The sequence below is a fragment of the Kitasatospora sp. NBC_01560 genome, from assembly GCF_045208415.1.
Lineage (GTDB): Bacteria > Actinomycetota > Actinomycetes > Streptomycetales > Streptomycetaceae > Kitasatospora.
Genome location: NZ_CP109364.1, coordinates 5,797,902 through 5,821,214 on the forward strand (window position 1 = coordinate 5,797,902; position 23,313 = coordinate 5,821,214).

Here is a 23,313-nt window from a genome sequence, read left to right on the forward strand (position 1 = left end):
AGGTCGTACCCGACCTCGCTTCGTGGAAGGACGCCCCCGATGAGGGTGCTGCTGCTGGGCGCCGACGGCTTCATCGGCCGCCGGGTCACCGATCGTCTGCTCGTGGACCAGGAGTTGCAGGTGACGGTGCTCGGCCGGCGCGACTCGGCCGACATCCGCTTCGACCTGACCACCGGCAGCCCGGGTGCGCTGGCCCGGTTCCTGGACGCCGTCGCCCCCCAGGTGGTGATCAACTGCGCGGGGGCCACCTACGGCAGCTCGCGCACCCTGATCCGGGCCAACACGCTGGCCGTCGCCACCGTCTGCGAGGCGATCCGGCGCAGCCGCGAACCGGCCCGGCTGGTGCACGTCGGGTCGGCGGCCGAGTACGGGCCGGTCCCGGGCGGCGTGCCGGTCTCGGAGGCGGCCGAGCCGCGCCCGGTCGGCCCGTACGGGGTGTCCAAGCTGGCCGGCACCGAGCTGGTGCTCTCCTCCGGGCTGGACGCGGCGGTGCTGCGGGTGTTCGACGTGGTGGGTCCGGGGGCGCCGACCGCCTCGCTGTTCGGCCGGCTCGCCGAGGGGCTGCGGCGGGCGCTGGAACGGGACGAGTCGCAGGTGCGGATGCCGGACCTGTCCGGATACCGGGATTTCGTCGACGTCCGGGACGTCGCGCGGGCGATCCGGGCGGCGGCCGTGTCGGCGGCCACCGGGGTGATCAACATCGGCAGCGGCCACGCCGTCCGGGCCCGTGAGGCGGCGCAGCTGCTGGTCCGCGCGTCCGGGTACGAGGGGGCGATCGTGGAGGAGAACCGGCAGGTCCTGCTGCCCGCGCAGGCGGGCGGGCCGGCCGAGCACCCCGCCGCGCACCTGGGCCAGCACCACCTGCCGGGGCACCGCCCGGAGCCGCGGCCGGCGGAGGGCCGGATGCCGGCGGGCGAGCCGGTGCCGTGGCGGCAGGCGGACGTGCGGACCGCGCGGGACCGTCTCGGCTGGCGGACGCAGGTGCCGCTGGAGGAGTCGCTCGGGGACGTCTGGCTGGAGACGGCCTGCCGGGTCTGACCGTCGGGGGGTGCTCCGGCCGGGCCCCGGCCGGGGGCGCAACGGCCCGGCGGGGCCCGGCTGCTGCGCCCCCGACCTGCGGTGACGGGGCCCGGCAGGGCGGTCCCAGCATCCGGTGCCGGGTGTCTCGCCAGTCGGACGGGCTGTCTCGGAATACCGGGGCGGCATGACACTGTTGGCGTAGCAGAGCCACTTCGGTGGCGGAGCACAAGCCACAAGAGGTTGGCCCCGGCCACCTGAACCGACGACCAACGGAGTCCCCGTGTCGCTGCCACCCCTGGTCGAGCCGGCCGCCGAGCTCACCGTCGACGAGGTCCGCAGGTACTCCCGCCACCTGATCATCCCCGACGTGGGCATGGCCGGGCAGAAGCGGCTGAAGAACGCCAAGGTGCTGTGCGTCGGCGCCGGCGGCCTGGGCTCGCCCGCGCTGATGTACCTGGCCGCGGCGGGCGTCGGCACGCTCGGCATCGTCGAGTTCGACGTGGTGGACGAGTCCAACCTGCAGCGTCAGATCATCCACGGCCAGTCGGACATCGGCCGGTCCAAGGGCGAGTCGGCGCGGGACTCCGTCAAGGAGATCAACCCCTACGTCGACGTGATCCTCCACGAGGAGCGCCTCGACAACGACAACGTGATGGAGATCTTCTCCGGCTACGACCTGATCGTCGACGGCACCGACAACTTCGCCACCCGGTACCTGGTGAACGACGCCGCGGTGCTGCTCGGCAAGCCCTACGTGTGGGGCTCGATCTACCGCTTCGACGGCCAGGCCAGCGTGTTCTGGGCCGAGCACGGCCCCTGCTACCGCTGCCTCTACCCGGAGGCCCCGCCGGCGGGCATGGTCCCGTCCTGCGCCGAGGGCGGCGTGCTGGGCGTGCTCTGCGCGTCCATCGGCTCGATCCAGGTCACCGAGGCGATCAAGCTGCTGGCCGGCGTCGGCGAGCCGCTGGTCGGCCGGCTGATGATCTACGACGCCCTGGAGATGAACTACCGCCAGGTGAAGGTCCGCAAGGACCCGAACTGCGCGCTCTGCGGCGAGAACCCGACGGTCACCGAGCTGATCGACTACGAGGCCTTCTGCGGCGTCGTGTCGGAGGAGGCGCAGGCCGCCGCCGCCGGGTCGACGATCACCTCGAAGCAGCTGAAGGAGTGGCAGGACGACGAGGAGGACATCTACCTCATCGACGTCCGCGAGCCCGGCGAGTACGAGATCGTCAGCATCCCCGGCGCGGTGCTGATCCCGAAGAACGAGTTCCTGATGGGCAACGCGCTGGAGTCGCTGCCGCAGGACAAGAAGATCGTGCTGCACTGCAAGTCGGGCGTGCGCTCGGCCGAGGTGCTGGCCGTGGTGAAGTCGGCCGGCTTCGCCAACGCCGTCCACCTGGGCGGCGGCGTGCTCGGCTGGGTCAGCCAGATCGAGCCGCACAAGCCCGCCTACTAGACCCGCCTACTAGAGTCCGCACGTGCGAAGGGCCCGCTCCGGCGGGCCCTTCCGCATGTCCGGCCGCGCCCGCCGCGGCGGGGTACGAGCCCCGGGGCCCTGGGGCTCGTCGGAGAAGCCCTAGAGCGCGCCCCGGCGCTGGAGCACGTTGTAGGAGATCCAGCCGGGCAGCACCGGCAGCCAGAAGGTGAGCGCCCGGTAGAGGAACACCGCCGGGGTGGCGACGGCCGGCGGGACGTCCGCCACGGTGAGCGCACCGATCAGGGCGAACTCGACCGGGCCGATGCCGCCCGGCGTGGGGATGGCCGAGCCGGCCGCGTTGGCCGTCAGGAAGACCACCGCCACCGCCGAGAAGCTGATCGAGCCGCCGAAGGCCTGCACCGAGGCGTCCAGGCAGGCGGTGAACGACAGCGTCAGCAGCAGGATGCCGCCGAAGCCGGTGACCAGCTTGCTGGGCGTCTGCATCAGGTCGAGCATCCGCGGCACCACGCCGAAGAACAGCGAGCGCAGCCGGTTCAGCACGAACCGCCGCAGCGGGGCGACCGCCGCGACCACCAGGGCGAGCACGGCGGCGGTCAGCACGCCGATGATCACCGCGCGGGAGGCCGAGAGGTCCCCGTTGGTCTGGCTGCCGGTGATCAGGCCGAAGCTGAACAGCAGCAGCAGGTGCCCGGCCAGGCCGGCCAGCTGGGAGGCGCCGACCGAGGCGACCGCCTGCCCGGAGCGGATGCCGGCCTTCTGAAGGTAGCGGGTGTTCAGCGCGATGCCGCCGATCGCGGCGGGCGCGACCAGCTTCACGAAGGACCCGGCCAGCTGGGCGGCGACGGTGCGCCGGAACGGCAGCTTCTCCGGCACGAAGCCGGTCAGGCTCATCGACGCGGCGACGTAGCTGAACGCGGCCGCGGCGAGCGCCACCGCCGCCCAGGCCCAGTCCATCTGGGAGAGCTTGAGCTGGGCCGGCTTGATGGTGGTCAGCGCCAGGTAGGCGGCGAAGGTGAGCGCGATCACCATGATCAGCGTCTTCGGCCTGAGCCGTTCCAGCTTGGCCGGCTCCATCGGCGCCTCGGGCGCGATCTGGAGGATCTGGCCGCGGATCCGGCTGAGCAGGTCCTCGCCGGCCGCCGCGATGTCCTCCTCGGCCTGCTCCTGGGTGCGCTCGCCGGCGGCGACCTGCTCCAGTGCCCGGGCCTGCGCCGCGGCCTTGCGCTCCTTGGTGAGCTTCTTCAGGTCGACGCGGGTGGAGCGGCTCATCCCGACCGGCTGGAGCAGCGGCAGCGCCTGGGCGACCCGGTCGGCGCCGAGGACGGCGTTGGCGGTGGCGACCGCCCGCTCCGGGCCGATCCGCAGGGCGAAGGTGGTGAGCAGCTGGGCGACGTCGATGCGCAGCGTCAGGTCGGTGGCGGCGATGTCGCCACCGGAGAGGTTGACCAGGCAGGCCGTCTTCCCGTCGACCACCAGCAGCGACTCGCCGGTGAGCCGGCGGTGCGCGATCCGGCGTTCGTGCAGGGCGCCGACGGACTCCCAGAGCGAGGCCATCACCTGGTCGGTGACCTCCTCGTCGGCGAGGTCGTCCAGCTGGCGGCCCTCGACGTTCTCGTAGACCAGGATCGCGGCGTCCGGGCCCAGCTCCGAGGTGGCGACCAGCTGCGGGGCGCGGGCGCCGGAGGCGGCGGCCGCGTAGGCGATCAGCGCCTCCTGCTCCAGCGCCTGGCGCAGCGACTGCGGGCTGCGCCGGACGGCCACCGAGCGCAGCCTCAGCCGCCGCCAGGCCCGGTAGAAGAAGCCGGAGGCCTGCTGCTCGCGGTCGACGATGTGGACGTCCAGCGGCGGGCCGCTCTGCTGGGCGACGAAGTAGCGGCGGGTGCCGCCGGGGGCGTCCGGGGCGCGGTGGGCGCTGGCCGGGGTGAAGCCGACCTTGCGCAGGCCGATCATCAGGTGCTGGCCGGTGGGCCGGATGTTCGGCGAGCCGATCGCGTACAGCGTGCCGTAGGCGACGGACCAGCCGATCAGGACGGTGAGCAGCAGCGAGAGCGGGGTGGTGTAGCCGCCGAGCAGCTCGGTGATCCCGCTGAAGATCACCACCACCCAGAGGGCGACCCGCCAGCGGGGCCGGCTCGACATGCCGACGGCCGTCATGTAGGCGATCACCGGGGCCAGGTAGCCGTGCACCGGGTCGGTGAGCGCGCCGTTGCTGTCCAGCGGCAGCCGGGTCAGGGCGTCCCGGATGTGGTCGGAGGCGCCCTCGGCGACCCACCAGTCGATGCCCAGCGAGACGCCGTAGGCGAGCACCGAGGCGAGCACGCCGTCGGCGACCCGCAGGCCGTCGCGCTTGATCAGCCGCTCGACCGCGAAGGCGAGCGGGACGGCGAGCACCGCCACGCTGGAGACCAGGCCGGTGATGGTGGCGAGGACGGGGGAGAAGCGGGGGGCGTTGGAGGCGATGTCCAGCTCGATGCCGGTGGTCGTCGACGTCGCCACGCCGGCCAGGACGAACACGGCGACTATGCCGAAGACGCCGGCCAGGAACCGGATCAGGTCGGACGGGCGGTGCGCGCGGGCGGCGAGCAGCGGTTCGTCGACGTCCAGGTGCGGGGTGTCGTCGGGGGCCTCGTCGGTGTCCGCGGCGTCGTCGGGGCCGGCGGGCGGGACGGGCCCGGCGGGCGGCTGGGCCGGGACACCGGACGGCGCCGGCGTGGCCGCGGGGGCCGGCAGGTGCTCGGGTGCCGCGGCGACGCCCGGCTGGGGGGTCTTGATCGTCCGGTCCTTGATCAGGGAGACTTCCGGGGACGGCCCGGCGGCGGGCACACCGCCGGGAGCTGCGGGCACGGCGTCGGTGGACTCGTCGGAGTCCTCGTCCACGCCCACGTCAGCCGTCCCGGTCATCTGGTCTTGTCCTCGTATCACCACTCACCGCCCCGAAGATGGTGGCATGCCGCGGCGCCCCGTGCTGGACAGGGGGCGGATCGGGCGCGGCGGATCGTTCGTACGGCTCCCCGTGCGGGCCCCCGTGCGGAAGAATGCCGCAGGTGACGGACGCTGACGACGACGGTGACGGGGGCGCACTTCCGCCCTTCGCCGAACTGGTGCTCGACCTGACCGAGCGGATTCCACCCGGCAGGGTGATGACCTACGGGGACGTTGCCGAGTACCTCGGCCAGGGCGGCCCCCGGCAGGTCGGCCGGGTGATGGCACTCTACGGCGCCGCCGTGCCCTGGTGGCGGGTGATCCGTGCGGACGGCCGCTTCCTGCCCGGCCACGAGCAGCGCGCCCTCGCCCACTACGGAGACGAGGGCACCCCGCTGCGCGAGCTCGCCGACCCGCCCCGGGTCGACCTCCGGCGGGCCCGCTGGGACGGCCGGCCGGCCGACGGCTGACCGTGCCCGCTGCCGGGGGCGCGGGCCGCGGCCCGCACCCCGCCGGATTGCGGCGAACCGGGTGCGCGGACGGGAATGACGGGGCAGGATCGTAGGCTCGATACGGACGGGCCCCCGGCGGGGCCCGCCTTCCGTGGCCCGCAGCACAACCCCCAGGACATTCGTGAGCTCCCCCTACCGTCTGGTGCGCAACCCTCTCGTACAGCCCGACCCGCCCGTGCTGGACGAGTACCAGCGCGCCGTGGCCGAGCACACGGGCGGCCCGCTGCTGGTGCTCGCCGGGCCCGGGACGGGGAAGACCACCACGCTGGTGGAGGCCGTCGCCCGGCGGATCGAGCAGGGCACGGACCCCGAGCGGATCCTGGTGCTGACCTTCAGCCGCAAGGCCGCGATGGAGCTGCGCGACCGGATGTCCGCCCGGCTCGGCACCTCCCCGGCGCCCCGGGCCGGGGTGCCGCAGGCCACCACCTTCCACTCCTTCAGCTACGCCCTGCTCCGCGCCCACCAGGACCCGCAGGACTACGCCGAGCCGCTGCGGCTGCTCTCCGGCCCCGAACAGGACGTGATGGTCCGCGAGCTGCTGGCCGGCGGCGCCGAGGACGCCCGGCTCGCCGCCGCGGCCGGCGGCCCCGACGGCCCCGCGACGGGCGGCCGGATCGGCTGGCCGCTCGACCTGCGGGCCTGCCTGACCACCCGCGGCTTCGCCGACGAAGTCCGCGCCGTGCTCGCCCGCAGCCGCGAGCTGGGCCTCGGCGAGGCCGAGCTGGAGCGCTTCGCCGAGGGCGTGCAGCGGCCCGACTGGGCCGCCGCCGCGCACTTCCTGGCCGACTACCTGGACGTGCTGGACCTGCGCGGCGTGCTCGACTACGCCGAGCTCGTCCACCGCGCCGTCCTGCTCGCGGAGCGCCCCGAGGTCGGCGAGGAGCTGCGGCAGCGGTACGACGTGGTCTTCGTCGACGAGTACCAGGACACCGACCCGTCGCAGGTCCGGCTGCTGCGCCGGCTGGCCGGCGGCGGGCGCGAGCTGATCGCCGTCGGCGACCCGGACCAGTCGATCTACGCGTTCCGCGGCGCCGACATCAACGGCATCCTGGAATTCCCGCACGCCTTCCCGCAGGCCGACGGCAGCCCCGCCGAGGTCCGGGTGCTGCGGGTCTCCCGCCGCTCCGGGGCCGTCCTGCTGGCCGCCTCCCGGGAGCTCGCCCGGCGGATGCCGATGGGCCGGCTGCCCGCCGAGAAGCTCGCCCAGCACCGCGCCCTGCTGCCCTCCCGCGAGGGCGGCCGGGTCGAGGTGTACACCTACCCCACCCCCGGCACCGAGCTCGACTCGATCGCCGACCTGCTGCGCCGGGCCCACCTGGAGGACGGCGTGCCGTGGGGCGAGATGGCCGTCCTGGTCCGGGCCGGCGGCAGGTCCATCCCGGGCGTGCGGCGGGCGCTCGGCTCGGCGGGCGTCCCGCTGGAGATCGACGGCGACGACCTGCCGCTGCGCGAGGAGCCGGCCGTCGCCCAGCTGCTGCTCGCCCTGCGGGTCTGCGCCGAGCAGGCCGCCCGGGACCGGCACGGCGCCCGCGCCGACACCCCCGCCGACGCTCCCGGGCCGCTCACCACCGAGCTGGCCCACGCCCTGCTCACCGGCCCGCTCGGCGGCATGGACGGCTCCGACCTGCGCCGGCTCGGCCGCGCCCTGCGCGAGGAGGAGCGCGCCGCGCTGCGCGCCGACGGCCGGCCCGCCGCCGTGCCGCGCCCGGCCGAGGAGCTGATCCGCGAGGCCCTCGCCGAGCCCGAGCGGCTGATCGCCCTGGACCCGTCCTACGCCCGGCGCGCCCGCGACCTGGGCACCCTGCTGCGCAAGGTCCGCGAGCGGCTGGCCGGCGGCTGCACCGCCGAGGACGCGCTCTGGGAGCTCTGGGACGGCAGCCGGCGCTGGCGCGAGCGGCTGGAGCGGGCCGCGCTGCGCGGCGGCGCCGCCGGCCGCAACGCCGACCGCGACCTCGACGCGCTCTGCGCCCTGTTCGAGACGGCCGCCCGCGCCGAGGAGCAGGTCACCGGCCACCGCAGCGCCCTCGACCTGCTCGCCGAGCTGGAGGCCCAGGACATCGCCGCCGACACCCTCACCGTGCGGGCCGTCCGCCCGGAGGCCGTCCGGCTGATGACCGCGCACCGCTCCAAGGGCCTGGAGTGGCGCGTGGTCGTGGTGGCCGGCGTCCAGGAGGGCCTCTGGCCGGACCTGCGCCGCCGCGGCTCGCTGCTGGAGGCCGACCGGATCGGCCGCGACGGCCTCGCCGAGCCGCTCTCCCCGGCCGCCCTGCTCGGCGAGGAGCGCCGGCTCTTCTACGTCGCCGCGACCCGGGCCCGGGAACGGCTGATCGTCACCGCGGTCAAGGCGCCCGCCGACGACGGCGACAAGCCCTCCCGCTTCCTGCGCGAGCTCTACCGCGAGGACGTCGACCCGCGCACCGGCCGGGTGCTGCGCCGCACCCCGCCGGCCACCGTCGAGGACGTCACCCACCGCCCGCGCCGCCCGCTCAACGTCGCCGCGCTCGTCGCCGAGCTGCGCGCGGTCACCGTCGACCGGTCCCGCTCGCCGGAGCTGCGCCGCGCCGCCGCCGAACGGCTCGCCACCCTGGCGCTGGCCGCCGACGAGGACGGCCTGCCGCTCGTCCCGGCCGCCCACCCGGACCGCTGGTGGGGCCTGGACGACGCCACCGCCGCCCCCGACCCGCTGCGCAGCGCCGACCTGCCGGTCCGGCTCTCCGGCAGCGGTCTGGAGCAGCTGGAGAACTGCTCGCTCCAGTGGTTCCTGGACAAGGAGGTCAAGGCCCGCGGCTCCTCCTCCGCCGCCCAGGGCTTCGGCAACGTGGTGCACGCCCTCGCCGACGAGGTCGGCTCCGGCCGCACCCCGGCCGACCTCGCCGTCCTGATGGAGCGGCTGGACACGGTCTGGGACGCGCTGGCCTTCGACGCGCCGTGGAAGTCCCAGCAGGAGAAGGGCGAGGCCCGGGCGGCCCTGGAGCGCTTCCTGCACTGGCACGTGCTGCAGCGCGGCCGGGACGTCGTCGCCACCGAGCACGGCTTCGACGTCACCCTGGACACCGGCGGTGTCGCGGTGCGGATCCGCGGCTCGATGGACCGGGTCGAGCGGGACGAGGCGGGGCGCGCCTACGTGGTCGACTTCAAGACCGGCAAGGAGGCGCCGACCGACAAGTCGCTGCCCGAGCACAAGCAGCTCGCCGTCTACCAGCTCGCCGTCCGGGCCGGGGCGCTCAACGAACTGCCCGGCTTCGACGGCCGCGCGCCCGAGTCCGGCGGCGCCGAGCTCGTCCAGCTGCGCAAGCCCGACAAGGGCGTCCCGGACGCGCCCAAGGTGCAGCGGCAGGACCCTCCCGAGGGCGAGCCGTGGATCGAGAACCTGCTCGCCGACGCGGCCGGGCGGGTGCTCGCCGAGCGCTTCGTGCCGCAGACCGGCGGCGGCTGCGACCGCTGTTCGTTCCGCCGCAGCTGCTCGGCCCAGCGGGACGGCGCGCAGCTCGTCGAGTAGCGAGGGTCACCCCGGCCGGGGGCCCGTCCTGTCGGTGCCCCCCGTTAACGTTGCGGGGTGACCGCCGTGCTCAGCCATCCCGACCAGCTCAAGGAGCTGCTCGGCATCCCCTTCAACCGGGAGCAGATGGCGGCGATCGGCGCCCCGCTGGCGCCGGCCGTGATCGTGGCCGGCGCAGGCTCCGGCAAGACCACGGTGATGGCCGCCCGGGTGGTCTGGCTGGTCGGCTCCGGCGCCGTGCGGCCCGAGGAGGTGCTCGGTCTCACCTTCACCAACAAGGCCGCCGGCGAGCTCTCGGAACGCGTCCGCGCGGCCCTGCAGCGCGGCGGGGTGGCCGGGCCGGACGAGGAGCCGCTCGGCGAGCCGGAGATCTCCACCTACCACGCCTTCGCCGGCCGGCTGCTGAAGGAGCACGGGCTGCGGATCGGCATCGAGCCGGACGTCCGGCTGCTCGCCGACGCCACCCGGTTCCAGCTCGCCGCCAAGGTGCTGCGCACCGCCCGGGGCCCCTTCCCGGCGCTCACCGGCACCTTCGCCAACCTGGTCGCGGACCTGATCGCGCTGGACGGCGAACTCGCCGAGCACCTCGTCGAGCCGGACACCCTGCGCGCCTTCGACGAGGAGCTGCTCGACACCCTCGCCACCGCCAGGCTCACCAACGACGACCTGCGGGCCGTCCCCGGGGCGGCCCGGGCCCGGCTGGAGCTGCTGCGCCTGGTCGAGGAGTACCGGCGCCGCAAGGCCGGCGCCGGGCTGATGGACTTCGGCGACCAGATAGCCGCCGCCGCCCGGCTCGCCCAGCAGCGCCCCCAGGTCGGCGAGCTGCTGCGCGGCCAGTTCCGGGTGGTGCTGCTGGACGAGTACCAGGACACCTCCGTCGCCCAGCGGCTGATGCTGGCCGGCCTCTTCGGCGCCGGCCCCGACGGGCGCGGCACCGGCCACCCGGTCACCGCGGTCGGCGACCCCTGCCAGGCGATCTACGGCTGGCGCGGGGCCTCGGTGGCCAACCTCGACGACTTCCCCCGGCACTTCCCGGAGGCCGGCGGCGCCCCCGCCGCCCGGTACGCGCTGAGCGAGAACCGCCGCAGCGGCGGCCGGCTGCTCGCCTTCGCCAACGAGCTGGCCGCGCCGCTGCGCGCGATGCACGAGGGCGTCGAGGCGCTGCGCCCGGCCCCCGGCGCCGAGCAGGACGGCCACGTCCGGGCCGCGCTGCTGGCCACCCACGCCGAGGAGATCGACTGGCTCGCCGACTCCGTCGCCCACCTCGTCCGCACCGGTACGCCGCCGGGCCGGATCGCGGTGCTCTGCCGGGGCGGCGCGGCCTTCCCCGACATCCACGCGGCGCTGGTCGCCCGGGAGGTGCCGGTCGAGGTGGTCGGCCTCGGCGGGCTGCTCCAACTCCCCGAGGTGGCCGACCTGGTGGCGGTCTGCGAGGTGCTCCAGGACCCGACCGCCAATGCCGCGCTGGTCCGGCTGCTGGTCGGCCCGCGCTGGCGGATCGGCCCGCGCGACCTGGCCCTGCTCGGCCGGCGCGCCGCCGACCTCGTCCGCACCGCCCGGCCCGAGGGCGTCGAGGCACTGGCCGCCGCCGTCGCCGGGACGGACCCGACCGAGGTGGTCTCGCTGGCCGACGCGCTGGAGACCTTCCTCGGCCCGGACCAGCCCGACGAGCTGGCGTTCTCCGCCGAGGCGAGGATCCGTTTCGCCCGGCTCGCCCGGGAGCTGCGCGAGCTGCGCCGCTCGCTCGCCGAGCCGCTGATGGACGTGCTGCACCGGGTGCTCGCCGTCACCGGCCTGGAGGTCGAACTCGCGGCTTCCCCACAGGCGTTGGCGGCCCGTCGGCGGGAGACGCTGCACGCCTTCCTGGACGTCGCGGCGGGCTTCGCGGACCTGGACGGCGATCCGGGCCTGCCGGCCTTCCTCGGGTTCCTGCGCGCCGCCCAGGAGTACGAGCGCGGCCTGGACAGCAGCCTGCCCGGCGGCGAGGACACCGTGAAGGTGCTCACCGCGCACAAGTCCAAGGGCCTGGAGTGGGACGTCGTCGCCGTCCCGGGCCTGGTCAGGGGGGCGTTCCCGTCCGGCACCGCGCGGGAGCGCTGGACGAGCACCAAGCGGGTGCTCCCGCACGCCCTGCGCGGCGACGCGGCCACCCTGCCCGACGTCCGCGGCGGCTGGACGGGAAAGTCCATGACGGCCTTCAAGCAGGCGCTGGCCGAGCACTCCGGCACCGAGGAGCTGCGGCTCGGCTACGTGGCCTTCACCCGGCCGCGGTCGCTGCTGCTCGCCTCCGGGCACTGGTGGGGGCCCAGCCAGAAGACCCCGCGCGGCCCGTCCGCCTTCCTGGAGCAGCTCCGCGAGCACTGCGAGCGGCCCGGCACGGGCGAGATCGAGCACTGGGCCGAGCAGCCGGAGAAGGGCGCGGTGAACCCGGCGCTGGCCGCCCCCGTGGAGCGGCCCTGGCCGCTCCCGCTGGACGCGGCCGCCCAGCTCGCGCGCCGCCGGGTCGCCGGGGTGGTGCACCGGCGCCTCGCCGGGCAGCCCGCGCCCGAGCCGGAGCCGATGGCCCCCGAGGACCGCCGCCAGGTGGAGTCCTGGGACCGCGATCTCACCGCACTGGTCGGCGAGTTGGAGCGCTCGCGGCGCAGCGTCCGGGAGGTGCCGCTGCCTCCCGCGCTGTCCGCGACCCAACTGCTGCGGCTCGCCGCCGATCCGGACGGCTTCGCGCACGACCTGGCCCGCCCGATGCCGCGCCCGCCGCAGCCCGCCGCGCGCCGGGGCACCCGCTTCCACGCCTGGGTGCAGTCCCGGATCGAGCCGCTGCTGCTGATCGAGCCGGGCGCGCTGCCCGGCGCGGACGACGACGGCATCGAGGACGAGCAGGACCTGGAGCGGCTCAAGGAGGCGTTCCTGCGCACTCCGTACGCGAACCGGGAACCGCACCGGGTCGAGGCGCCGTTCCATCTGGTGCTGGGGGGCCGGGTGGTGCGCGGCCGGATCGACGCGGTGTACCGCGAAGGTGACGGCCGGTCGGTTTCGGGCGGTGCGTCACGCTACGAAGTGGTGGACTGGAAGACGCACCGCGAGGAGACCGCCGACCCGCTCCAGCTCGCGGTCTACCGGGTCGCCTGGGCCGAACAGGCGGGCGTCCCGCTGGAGCAGGTCACGGCCTCGTTCCTGTACGTCCGCAGTGGTCGGATCGAACAACCCGCAGGACTTCCCGACCGAAAAGAGTTGGAACGGCTCCTGATCGGGAACAGTGAAGAATGAGTCACGGAGAGCATTCAAGTCATCACGGCATCGGGCGAAACCTGTGCGTAGTGCACGTTTCGTGCCTATTGTGGGGTCGGTAACCGGTCAACCCCCGTACTCCGGCCGCCAGCGAGGCCCGTAGTCCCCAACCCTCAGTCATCACCGCAGGTGCCCCCGGGCATCGGCGTCTTCTGCTGGAGAGACCGAAGTTGAGCGCGACCGGATGGATCAGAGAGCGGTTCGCCGGGCCGACCCCGGGGGCCGCTCCGGGCGCGACCGGCACCTGGCCGAGGACGGCACTGTCGCTGCCGTTCATCGGCATGGCGCTGGTCGTCGTCCTCGACTACTTCACTGACGCCGCGGTGACGGTCGAACCGGCCCTCACCGCCGTCCCCGCGCTGGCCGCCGTGGTCAGCCGCCGTACCTGGTACCCGCTGGCGATCGGCCTCTGCACCGAGGCCGCCGCCTTCCTGATGGCCTTCCACAACGACGTGCTCGGCGAGTCCGTGCACAGTGCCACCGTCTTCGCCATCGTGCTGGTCGCCGCGATCGGCTGGGTCAGCGCGACCCTGCGGCTGCGCCAGGAGAAGGCGCTCGCCGATGCCGAGCTGGTCGCCTCGATCGCCCGCCGGGTGCTGCTGCGGCCCGTCCCCGAGCGGGTCGGCACCGTGCGGGCCGCCGTCCACTACGAGGCCGCCGCCGCGCACGCCCGGATCGGCGGCGACCTCTACGAGGTGGTCAACACCCGGCACGGCGTGCGGGCCGTGGTCGGCGACGTCCGCGGCAAGGGCCTGGGCGCGGTGGAGACGGCGGCCGCCGTGCTCGGCGCGTTCCGCGAGGCCGCCCACCAGGAGCCTGCGCTGGACCGGGTGGCCGGCTGGCTCGCCGTCAGCCTCGACCGCGCCCTGCACGAGAACGACCACCCCGGCGTGGAGGAGGAGTTCGTCACCCTGGTGCTGATCGGCGTCCGGCCGGACGGCACCGCCGAGATCGTCAACTGCGGCCACCCGTCGCCGCTGCTGCTGCGCGGGGACGAGCCCGTCCGCGCGCTGGAGCTCGCCGAGACCGTCCCGCCGCTCGGCGTCCTCGACCCGGCCGACGTCCGGCCGCCGGTGCACCGGATGCCGCTGCGGGGCGGGGACCGCGTCCTGCTGTTCACCGACGGCGTCATCGAGGCCCGCGACCGGGCCGGCACCTTCTACCCGCTCGCCGAGCGGCTGCCGCACTGCGCGGACGGCCACCCGGCCGACGTCCTGCAACGCCTGCACGAGGACGTGGTGCGCCACGTCGGCCGTCAGCTCGGTGACGACGCGGCGATGCTGCTGCTCCAGTACGACCCGCCCCCGGCGCTCGGCCCGGGGGATCCGCAGACCGCGTCCGGCATCCACCTGCCGCACCAGAACGGGGTGGTGGCGCGGCCTAGAGGCTGACCTGCACGACCAGCGGGCGGTGGTCCGAGACCGCCGCCCGCGGAGCCTCGGCCGGGCCGACGGCGGACCGCGGCACGCCCACCGCCAGCACGTGGTCGAACTGCACGGCCGGCCGGTGCGAGGGGTAGGTGGGGGTGCGCGCGAGGTCGTACCAGCCCTGGAGCCGGGGCCGCGGCTCCCGCACCCGCCGCCGGCGCGGCTCCGGCAGGGCGGGCCGGGCCCGCCGGGCGGTGCGCAGTTCGCGCAGCCGGGCCCGCGGCGCCGTCCGGTCCAGCGCCGTCGCCCCGCCGAGCACCGTCCGGGGCACCGCGCCGATCAGGTTGAAGTCCCCCAGGACGAGGTACGGCTGCGGCAGGTCGGCGATCCAGCGCCGGATCCCGGCCAGCTGCGCCATGTTCCAGCCCGGCACGAACGACAGGTGCGCGGCCACCACGGTGAACGGCCCGTGGGCGCCCTCCAGGACGGCGGCCAGCGCGGCCCGCGGCTCGTCCGGGACGGGCGTGAGCCCGCGCCGTCCGGCCACCCGCAGCGGCAGCCCGAACGGCGCCGGCGCGAACCGGCGGGCCCGCCAGTGCCGCACCGGGAGCCGGGTGAGCAGGGCGGTGCCGTACGCGGGCGGGGCGTCGTCGCCGACCTCGCCGGGCCCGTACACCTGGATCCCGGTGGGCGCCGCGGGCTCCGGCAGCCAGCCGGCGACCGGCGCCGGTCGGCCGTGCAGTGCGGCCGCGAACCGCCAGTCCGAGGCGCCCATGGCCTTGGCGGCGACGGCGGTCTGGTCGGTGCCCCCGGAGCGCGGCTGGTACCGGTCGACCTCCTGGACCGCCAGGACGTCGGCGTCCAGCGCGGCCACCGCCTCGGCCAGCGGCCCGCCGGCGTCGACCGGATAGGGCCGCGGCGCCCCGTCCGGCGCGAGGGGCTGACCGTGCAGCAGATTGAAGGTGGCGATGCGCAACTGGCTCACACCGCACGACGGTACCCGCTCGCCGGAGGCGGGGGCGCCGCTTGAGACCGCCGGGCATACCGGGTATACATACTCGGTATGTCCATCCGTCACGGCCTGCTCGCCCTGCTCGACCAGGGCCCGCGCTACGGCTACCAGCTGCGAACCGAGTTCGAGGCGCGCACCGGCGCCACCTGGCCGCTCAACGTCGGCCAGGTCTACACCACGCTGTCCCGGCTGGAACGTGACGGCCTGGTCGAGCCCGCGGGCGAGGACGCCGAGGGCCACCAGTTCTACGCCGTGACCGAGGCGGGCCGCGCCGAACTGCGCGCCTGGTTCGACACCCCGGTGCCCCGGACCAACCCGCCGCGCGACGAACTGGCGATCAAGCTGGCCATGGCGGTGACCGTCCCGGGGGTGGACGTGCCCGCCGTCGTCCAGGGCCAGCGCCGGCACAGCATCAAGGCGCTCCAGGACTACACCCGGCTCAAGGGCCGGGCCCTGGCCGGTGAGACCCGGCCCGGTGGCGCCGGCCGGCCGGCCGGCCCCGGCGCGGACCTCGCCTGGCTGCTCGTCCTCGAACAGCTCATCTTCCAGACCGAGGCCGAGATCCGCTGGCTCGACCACTGCGAGACCAGGCTCGCCCAGCAGGCCGGGATCGAGCAGGCCCGGGCCGCCGAGGCGCGCAGGTCCGACCCCGCGCCCCCCACCGGGGTCGCCGCCCGGCTCGGGCGCCGCCGGACCAGGTCCTAGACAACCCCGAGGACCCCCAGGGCCCTTCGGCCCGACCACAGGAACCACCCGGCCCGGCGGTCGTCCCGACCCGACCCGGGCCCACAACAGCAGGGGGAAGTGTGTCCCACACCGATCCGACCAGGAGCGCCGCCAGTCCGGTGCTGCACCTGGACCACGTCACCCGGGTGCACGGCCAGGGCGCGGGCGAGGTCCAGGCGCTGCGCGGTGTCGACCTGTTGGTCCACCCGGGCGAGTTCGTCGCCGTGATGGGCCCGTCCGGCTCCGGCAAGTCCACCCTGCTGACCCTCGCGGGCGGCCTGGACACCCCGACCGACGGCCAGGTCCTCGTCGAAGGGGTCGCCCTCGGCGGCCTCAGCCGCAAGCGGCTCGCCCAGGTGCGGCGCCGCTCCGTCGGCTACGTCTTCCAGGACTACAACCTGATCCCGGCCCTCACCGCCGCCGAGAACATCTCGCTGCCGCGCGAACTCGACGGCGTCTCCGGCCGCGCCGCCCGCCGGGAGGCGATCACGGCCCTGGAGGAGCTCGGCATCCCCGAGCTCGCCGACCGGTTCCCCGACGACATGTCCGGCGGCCAGCAGCAGCGCGTCGCCATCGCCCGCGCCCTGATCGGCGACCGCCGCCTCGTCCTCGCCGACGAACCCACCGGCGCCCTCGACTCCACCACCGGCGAGGCCGTCCTCTCCGTCCTGCGCGCCCGCTGCGACGCCGGCGCCGCGGCCATGATGGTCACCCACGAACCCCGCCACGCCGCCTGGGCCGACCGCGTCGTCTTCCTGCGCGACGGCCGGATGGTCGACGAGAGCGTCAGCCAGGACGCCGGCAGCCTGCTCGTCTCCGCGGCCACCAACGCGAAGGGCCCGGTGGGGGAGTGAGGCTCAGCGCCTGGCGGGTCGCCCTGCGCATCGCCCGCCGCGACGCCCTGCGCGCCAAGGGCCGCAGCGCCCTCGTCGTCGCCATGGTCGCGCTGCCCGTCCTCGGCGTCGCCGGCGCCGACGTGGTCTACCGCAGCGCCGAACTCGACCCCGGTGAGCGGGTGGTCCGCACCATGGGCCGGGCCGACGCCGAGATCCGGATGATCGAGCGCGGCGCGATCCTCCTCCAGCAGCCGGACCCGAGCGAGAACTTCCACTTCGAGGCCCCCGGTGAGGCCAAGGAGAACGGCCTGCCCAAGTACACCCCCGAGCAGCGCCGCAGCCTCGACGCCGAACCCGCCGACCTGCTCCGCCAACTGCTCCCGGCCGGTGCCACGCTCGTCCCGCTGACCCAGGGCCCCTACACCGCGACCAGCACCGCCGAGGGCCTGCTCAGCGTCCAGGTGGTCGAGGCCGACCTCGGCGACCCGGTCTGGAAGGGCCGGATCAACGTCGTCCAGGGCCGCACCCCGGGCGCCGGCCACGAGGTCGCCGTCACCCGCGAGTTCCTCGACCGCTCCGGCCTCAAGCTCGGGGACAAGACCTCCCCGCGCGGCCTGGAGGCCACCCCGTACACCATCACCGCCGTCGCCGAGTACCCCGACGACCTCAAGAGCGTCGGGCTGATCGGCCGCCCCGGCGCGCTGATCGACCCGCTCGGCAAGCTGCCCGGCGCCGACCAGGCCAGGAGCCGGTTCGACCGGACGGGCGGCGCCGACCACTGGCTGGTCAAGCTCACGGCCGGGGCCGCGGTCGACTGGCCCAAGGTGATGGAGCTCAACAAGTACGGCTTCACCGCCGCCTCCCGCACCGTCCTGCTCGACCCGCCGGCCCGCTCCGAGGTGCCGTACTACGCCCAGGCGAGCGAGGGCTCCTCGGGCCGCCTGTTCGACCGGACCTCCGTCGTCATCCTCGCCACCGTCGTCGGCATGGCGCTGCTGGAGATCGTGCTCCTCGCGGGCCCCGCCTTCGCCGTCGGGGCCAGGCGCTCCCGGCGGCAGCTCGGTCTGCTCGCCGCCGGCGGCGGTGACCGGGCCAATGTCCGCGGGGTCGTCCTCGGCGGCGGCATCGTCCTCGGCGTCACCGGCGCCGCGGTCGGCCTCGTCCTCGGCCTCGTCCTCGTCGCGGTGCTGCGCACCCGGGCCGAGGAGTACGCCGGGATGCGGTTCGGGCACCTCGACCTCCAGCCGGTCGACCTGCTCGGCATCCTCGCCATCGGCCTGGTCACCGGCCTGCTGGCAGCCGTCGTGCCGGCCGTCCAGGCCTCCCGCCAGGACGTCGTCGCCGCGCTCACCGGCCGCGACTCGCTCAAGCCGCCGAGCCGCAAGCTCGCCGTGCTCGGCCTGTTGATGCTGGCCGGCGGCGCCGCGCTCGCCCTCCTCGGGGCGACCAGCGGCATCGGCAACCGCAGCCTGGCCGTCCTCGGCGGCTCGGTGGTCGCCGAACTCGGCATGGTCGCCCTGACGCCCTACCTGGTCGGCCTGTTCGGGCGGATCGGCCGCTGGCTGCCGCTCGGCCCCCGCCTGGCGCTGCGCGACTCCGTCCGCCACCGCGGGCGCACCGCCCCCGCCGTCGCCGCCGTGATGGCCGCCGTCGCCGGCTCCGTCGCCGTCGGCATCTACACCGCCAGCAGCGACGAGCAGCAGCGCCGCGAGTACTCCGCCGCGGCCCCGGCCAACGCGGTCGTGCTGGCCGGCGGCTGGGGCTCCGCCTCGGACGGCAAGCTGCTGCCCCAGCTGCGCGCCGCCGTGCAGAACAACATGCCGGACCTCGGCACCCGGGCCGACGTGCAGAAGGCCAACTACAAGGGCGACTGCTCCTCGATGCGCGGCAACTGCGGGTACGTCAACACCACGCTGCCCAAGGAGCGCATGTGCCCGCTCTACGACCGGGACGTCAAGGACCTCCCCGACGCGGAGGCAAGCCGGCTGCGCCGGGAGGACGACCGCTGCAAGGGGCGGGTGACGTACCGCAGCAGCCCCTTCAGCGACATCACGATCGGTGACGCCACCCTGCTGCGGAACCTGTACGGCGTCACCGACCCGGCCGCCGGCCAGGCGCTCGCCGCGGGCAAGGTCGTCGCCTTCGAGGCCTCCTTCGTCAAGGACGGCCGGATCCTGCTGGAGATGACCGAGCCGGACGACCCGAACGCCGCGGCGGGCCCGGACCACGAGCCGGTCCGCCACCAGGTGGCCACCGATGTTGTGCTGGCCACCGCCGGCCTGCCGACCGGCGGCGGGCAGGCCGTCATGAGCCCGGAGACCGCGCAGCGGCTCGGGCTGACGACGAGCGACGCCGGATCGGTCTGGCTGCCCGCGGCGGCACCGTCCGACAGTGCGGAGCAGAAGGCGAACGCGGCGCTCTCCAAGCTCTCCGACGGCCTCCAGTTCAACGTCGAGCGCGGCTACCAGTCGCGGGGGACGCTGATCTCCCTGGGCCTGACCGTCTTCGCCGGCCTCGTCGCGCTCGGTGCGGCCGGCATCGCCACCGGCCTCGCCGCCGCCGACTCGCAGCGCGACCTGACCACCCTCGCGGCGGTCGGCGCCGAACCGCGGATCCGCCGCACCCTCTCCGGCTTCCAGTGCGGGGTGATCGCGGCGATGGGGGCCCTGCTGGGGGTGGTCGCCGGCGTGGTGCCGGCGGTGGCGCTGCGCAAGGTGGAGGGGACGGCGCTCGGCTACCCGGGCATCGACCCCGCGGAGCTGGCCGACCGGAGCGTGATCGTCTTCCCGTGGCTCAACGTGGGGGTCACCGTGGTCCTGCTGCCGCTGCTCGCCGTGGGGCTGGCCGCGCTGCTGACCCGCTCGCGGATCTCGCTGCTGCGGCGCTCCGTCTGACCCGGGCCCGCCCGCCCCGCCGCCCCCGGACGCCCCTCGCGCCCGGGGGCGGCGGCGTGCCGGGCGGCGTTCCGGGGCGGTGCCGGGGTGACGGAGGTTACAGGCCCTGCGGCGCCCGGTGGCCGGACGGCCGGGGCGGGCACCCGCACGGGCGAACTAAAGTCGTCCGTATGACGAGAACCCCGGACAGCGTCGTCCGCTCCTTCATCGCCCAGCACCAGGCCGCTTTCCTGGCCGACCTCTCCGACTGGCTGCGCATCCCCTCGGTCTCCGCCGACCCGGCGCGGGCCGGGGACGTCCGCCGCTCCGCCGAGTGGCTGGCGGCGAAGCTGCGCGAGACCGGCTTCCCGGTGGCCGAGGTCTGGGAGACGGACGGCCTGCCGGCGGTCTTCGCCGAGTGGTCCTCCGGGGACTCGTCCGCGCCGACCGTGCTCGTCTACGGGCACCACGACGTGCAGCCCGCCGCCAAGGAGGACGGCTGGGCGACGGAGCCGTTCGAGCCCACCGTGGTCGGCAAGCAGCTGTTCGCCCGCGGCGCCGCGGACGACAAGGGCCAGGTGTTCTTCCACACCCTCGGCCTGCGGGCCCACCTGGCCGCCACCGGGCGGACCGCCCCGGCCGTCAACCTGAAGCTGCTGATCGAGGGCGAGGAGGAGTCCGGCTCGCCGCACTTCGCCGACCTCGTCCGGCGCGAGGCCGGGCGGCTGGCCGCCGACGTGGTGGTCATCTCGGACACCGGCATGTGGTCGGAGACCACGCCGACCGTCTGCACCGGCATGCGCGGCCTGGCGGACGCCCAGATCGACCTGTACGGCCCGGACACCGACATCCACTCCGGCTCCTTCGGCGGCGCGGTGCCCAACCCGGCCGCGGTCGCGGCGGAGCTGGCCGCCGGGCTGCACGACGAGGACCACCGGGTGGCCGTGCCGGGCTTCTACGACGGCGTGATCGAGCTGACCGCGCGCGAGCGCGAGCTCTTCGCCCAGCTGCCCTTCGACGAGGAGCAGTGGCTGAAGGTCGCCAAGTCCCGCGGGACGCGGGGCGAGGCCGGTTACTCCACCCTGGAGCGGATCTGGGCCCGGCCGACCGCCGAGGTCAACGGCATCTGGGGCGGCTACACCGGCCCCGGCGGCAAGACCATCGTCCCGGCCTCGGCGCACCTCAAGCTCTCCTTCCGGCTGGTCGCCGGCCAGGAGGTCGAGAAGGTCCGGGAGGCCGTCCGGGAGTGGGTGGCCGCCCGGGTGCCCGAGGGCATCCGGTACGAGCTGGTGTTCCCGGGAGCGACCCGGCCGTGCCTGACCCCGCTGGACCACCCGGCGCTGCAGTCCACCGTCCGGGCGATGGGGCGGGCGTTCGGGCAGGAGATCCTGTTCACCCGGGAGGGCGGTTCCGGCCCGGCCGCCGACCTGCAGGACGTGCTCGGCGCGCCGGTGCTCTTCCTCGGCATCTCGGTGCCCTCGGACGGCTGGCACTCGGTCAACGAGAAGGTCGAGCTCGACCTGCTGGCCAAGGGTGTGGAGACGGCCGCCTACCTCTGGGCCGACCTGGCCGAGACCTGGCGCCCGGGCGGCGACGGCGCCGCGGAAGGCACCGGCCGAGGTGCCTGAGGGCACCGCCGCCCGCTCCGGCGGGCAACCACCGATCCAGCTGACTCATCACGTGGGGATGGAACGAAGTGAGCACCGTGCCTGAGACCGGACGACCGCTCAACCTGGCGCTGGCCCGGGCCGGGGTGGACCGGGCGGCCCAACACCGGTTGGACGAGCCCTGGCTGGCGGCGGCCTGGAGCCACCCGGCCACCAAGGTGCTGCCGATCGCCGGCGGCGAGGCCTTCGTGGTGGACTCCGGGAGCGGCACCGAGCTGGTCCTGCTGCCCTCCTTCGAGGCGCCGCAGACCGGGGACCGCTACTTCCTCGGCACCGACGACGAGGGCGTCTCGTACTTCGCGCTGGCCGGCGAGAGCCTGCCCGGCCGGCTGGACGGCGACGCGCGCCCGGCCGGTCTGCGCGAGGTCGGGGCGCTGCTCTCGGACCGGGACGCGGGCCTGCTGGTGCACGCCGTCGCCCTGGAGCACTGGCACCGGCTGCACAGCTTCTGCTCGCGCTGCGGGCACCCGACCGAGAAGGCCGGCGCGGGCCACGTCCGGCGCTGCACCTCCTGCGCGGCGGAGCACTACCCGCGCACCGACCCGGCGGTGATCATGATGATCACCGACGAGCAGGACCGCTGCCTGCTCGGGCGCCAGGCGCTCTGGCCGGAGGGCCGCTGGTCGACGCTGGCCGGGTTCGTCGAGCCGGGCGAGTCGATCGAGCAGGCGGTGGTCCGCGAGGTCTTCGAGGAGGCCGGCGTGCGGGTGGCCGAGGTCTCCTACGTGGCCAGCCAGCCGTGGCCGTTCCCGTCCAGCCTGATGCTCGGCTTCCTGGGCAGGGCCCACCCGGACGGCACGGCGATCACCGTGGACGGGGAGGAGCTGGCCGAGGCGCGCTGGTTCTCCCGGGAGGAGCTGAAGGCGGGGATGGCGGCCGGGGAGATTCTTCCGCCGTCCGGGATTTCGATCGCCCGTCACCTGGTCGAACTCTGGTACGGCGGACCGCTGCCGTCGGCGGCGCGCTGGTAATTCCGGCGAATGGGGGCGTGCAGCATATTGCCGTGCGCCCCCATTTCTCTTTCCTGCCCCGTTCCGCACCGGTTGCCCGGCGGTCAGACCCGGCCTTGATCGGCCGAACGGGTGACCGGAGCGCCGATTTGCCGCAGGCCGGGCGCTCTGATGTTCGTATCCGGAGGGTCCGCCTCCTCCAACCGCTCCACCCCCCGGGCCGGTCCCGCCGCCGGACCGACCGGTTCCGCCCCGGCCGATCCGGGCCGACATTGGCCGAATCGGCTGAAACGGCCTCACCGCCCTCGCTACATTCACTCGGGTGACAATCCCTCGGGGTACCACCCAATCCCCCAAATACCAGCGCCTCGCCGCCGATCTCCGCCGCCGGATCGCCGAGGGCGAGTTCACCGCCCAGGCCGCCCTGCCGGTCGAGAGCGAACTGGAGCGCCAGTACGGCGTCGCCCGCAACACCGTCCGGCTGGCCGTCGACGTCCTGGTCAACGAGGGCCGGCTGGTCCGCCTCCAGGGCAAGGGCACCTACCTCCGGGAGCACCCGGTCCTGGACCACCGCGCCTACGGGCCCACGCCGACGGCGTCGCCGCGCGAGCACCGGGCCGCACCGCGGGACTGCCTGGCCGTGCCGACCGCCGTCTACCTCGGCGAGGCCGCCGAAGCGGGCCGGGAGCTCACCGTCGACTTCGAGATGATGATCGTCCGGGCCCGGGTGGACATCGCCGAACGGCTCGGGCTCCGGCCCGGCGAGGCCATCGTGGTCCGCCGCCAGCTGCGGATGCTGGACCGCGAGCCCTACTCGATCGAGGAGAGCCACTACCGGGCCGGCCTCGCCGCCGGCACCCCGCTGATGGAGCCGGACCAGATCGACGGCGGTGACGAGGCGGTGCTCGCCGCGCTCGGCCGCACCGAGGTCGGCGCCGTGGACCACCTGGTGGCCCGGATGCCCGGCCCCGAGGAGGCGCAGTGGTTCCAGGGCGGCCCCGGGGTGCCGCTGGTGGTCCAGACCCGGGTGACGTACGACCGGCGCGGGCCGGTCCGGGTGATCGAGACCCGCTACTCCGCGGACCGCAGCCGGCTGGTGTACGGCGTCGGCGACCTCGGTGCCCGCGCGCAGCTGCCCGCGCCCGCCGCACCCGTCGACCCGGCCCGGGCCGACGCGCCGTGACGCGCCTGCCGGGGCCG

14 protein-coding genes are annotated in these 23,313 nt (G+C 75.2%); 12 read left to right on the top strand and 2 right to left on the bottom strand.

The window, feature by feature from the left end; all coding sequences use genetic code 11:
- The first annotated feature begins 39 nt into the window (after positions 1–39).
- Positions 40–1,038 (top strand): NAD-dependent epimerase/dehydratase family protein, encoded by a 999-nt coding sequence (locus OH807_RS25380; RefSeq protein WP_406202857.1) that lies wholly within the window; start codon positions 40–42, stop codon positions 1,036–1,038.
- Positions 1,039–1,300: 262 nt separating this feature from the next.
- Positions 1,301–2,479: an adenylyltransferase/sulfurtransferase MoeZ gene (moeZ, locus tag OH807_RS25385; protein WP_406202859.1), complete on the top strand. Its 1,179-nt coding sequence runs from the start codon at positions 1,301–1,303 to the stop codon at positions 2,477–2,479.
- Between the two features lie 120 nt (positions 2,480–2,599).
- On the opposite strand, the gene OH807_RS25390 is transcribed toward moeZ, so the two are convergent.
- Positions 2,600–5,362: a flippase-like domain-containing protein gene (locus OH807_RS25390; protein WP_406202861.1), complete on the bottom strand. Its 2,763-nt coding sequence runs from the start codon at positions 5,360–5,362 to the stop codon at positions 2,600–2,602.
- 134 nt (positions 5,363–5,496) lie between these two features.
- Between OH807_RS25390 and OH807_RS25395 the strand changes: the two genes are divergently transcribed.
- From OH807_RS25395 to OH807_RS25410, 4 genes are all read left to right on the top strand, one after another.
- On the top strand, positions 5,497–5,853 hold the full coding sequence (locus OH807_RS25395) for an MGMT family protein (RefSeq protein WP_406202863.1): 357 nt from the start codon (positions 5,497–5,499) through the stop codon (positions 5,851–5,853).
- A gap of 163 nt (positions 5,854–6,016) precedes the next feature.
- On the top strand, positions 6,017–9,394 hold the full coding sequence (locus OH807_RS25400) for an ATP-dependent helicase (RefSeq protein WP_406202864.1): 3,378 nt from the start codon (positions 6,017–6,019) through the stop codon (positions 9,392–9,394).
- Positions 9,395–9,451: 57 nt separating this feature from the next.
- Positions 9,452–12,661 (top strand): ATP-dependent DNA helicase, encoded by a 3,210-nt coding sequence (locus tag OH807_RS25405; RefSeq protein WP_406202866.1) that lies wholly within the window; start codon positions 9,452–9,454, stop codon positions 12,659–12,661.
- A 191-nt stretch (positions 12,662–12,852) separates the two neighbouring features.
- Positions 12,853–14,073, top strand: a complete 1,221-nt coding sequence (locus OH807_RS25410) for a PP2C family protein-serine/threonine phosphatase (protein WP_406202868.1) — start codon at positions 12,853–12,855, stop codon at positions 14,071–14,073.
- On the opposite strand, the gene OH807_RS25415 is transcribed toward OH807_RS25410, so the two are convergent.
- The gene (locus OH807_RS25415; RefSeq protein WP_406202870.1) at positions 14,063–15,034 is read right to left on the bottom strand and encodes an endonuclease/exonuclease/phosphatase family protein; all 972 of its coding nucleotides are present in this window, start codon (positions 15,032–15,034) and stop codon (positions 14,063–14,065) included. The genes OH807_RS25410 and OH807_RS25415 overlap by 11 nt on opposite strands.
- A 78-nt stretch (positions 15,035–15,112) precedes the next feature.
- Between OH807_RS25415 and OH807_RS25420 the strand changes: the two genes are divergently transcribed.
- The 6 genes from OH807_RS25420 (at position 15,113) to OH807_RS25445 (ending at position 23,296) form a co-directional block, all read left to right on the top strand.
- Positions 15,113–15,766, top strand: coding sequence for a PadR family transcriptional regulator (locus OH807_RS25420; RefSeq protein ID WP_406202872.1), 654 nt, complete (start codon positions 15,113–15,115; stop codon positions 15,764–15,766).
- Positions 15,767–15,867: 101 nt separating this feature from the next.
- Positions 15,868–16,641 (top strand): ABC transporter ATP-binding protein, encoded by a 774-nt coding sequence (locus OH807_RS25425; protein ID WP_406202874.1) that lies wholly within the window; start codon positions 15,868–15,870, stop codon positions 16,639–16,641.
- Positions 16,638–19,517, top strand: coding sequence for an FtsX-like permease family protein (locus tag OH807_RS25430; RefSeq protein WP_406202876.1), 2,880 nt, complete (start codon positions 16,638–16,640; stop codon positions 19,515–19,517). The genes OH807_RS25425 and OH807_RS25430 overlap by 4 nt, the downstream gene beginning before the upstream one ends.
- Before the next feature lie 170 nt (positions 19,518–19,687).
- Positions 19,688–21,124: a dipeptidase gene (locus OH807_RS25435; protein ID WP_406202878.1), complete on the top strand. Its 1,437-nt coding sequence runs from the start codon at positions 19,688–19,690 to the stop codon at positions 21,122–21,124.
- A gap of 68 nt (positions 21,125–21,192) precedes the next feature.
- Complete coding sequence (gene nudC / locus OH807_RS25440; RefSeq protein ID WP_406202880.1) at positions 21,193–22,134, top strand: NAD(+) diphosphatase; 942 nt, start codon at positions 21,193–21,195, stop codon at positions 22,132–22,134.
- A gap of 301 nt (positions 22,135–22,435) precedes the next feature.
- On the top strand, positions 22,436–23,296 hold the full coding sequence (locus tag OH807_RS25445) for a GntR family transcriptional regulator (RefSeq protein ID WP_406202882.1): 861 nt from the start codon (positions 22,436–22,438) through the stop codon (positions 23,294–23,296).
- Positions 23,297–23,313: the final 17 nt, after the last annotated feature.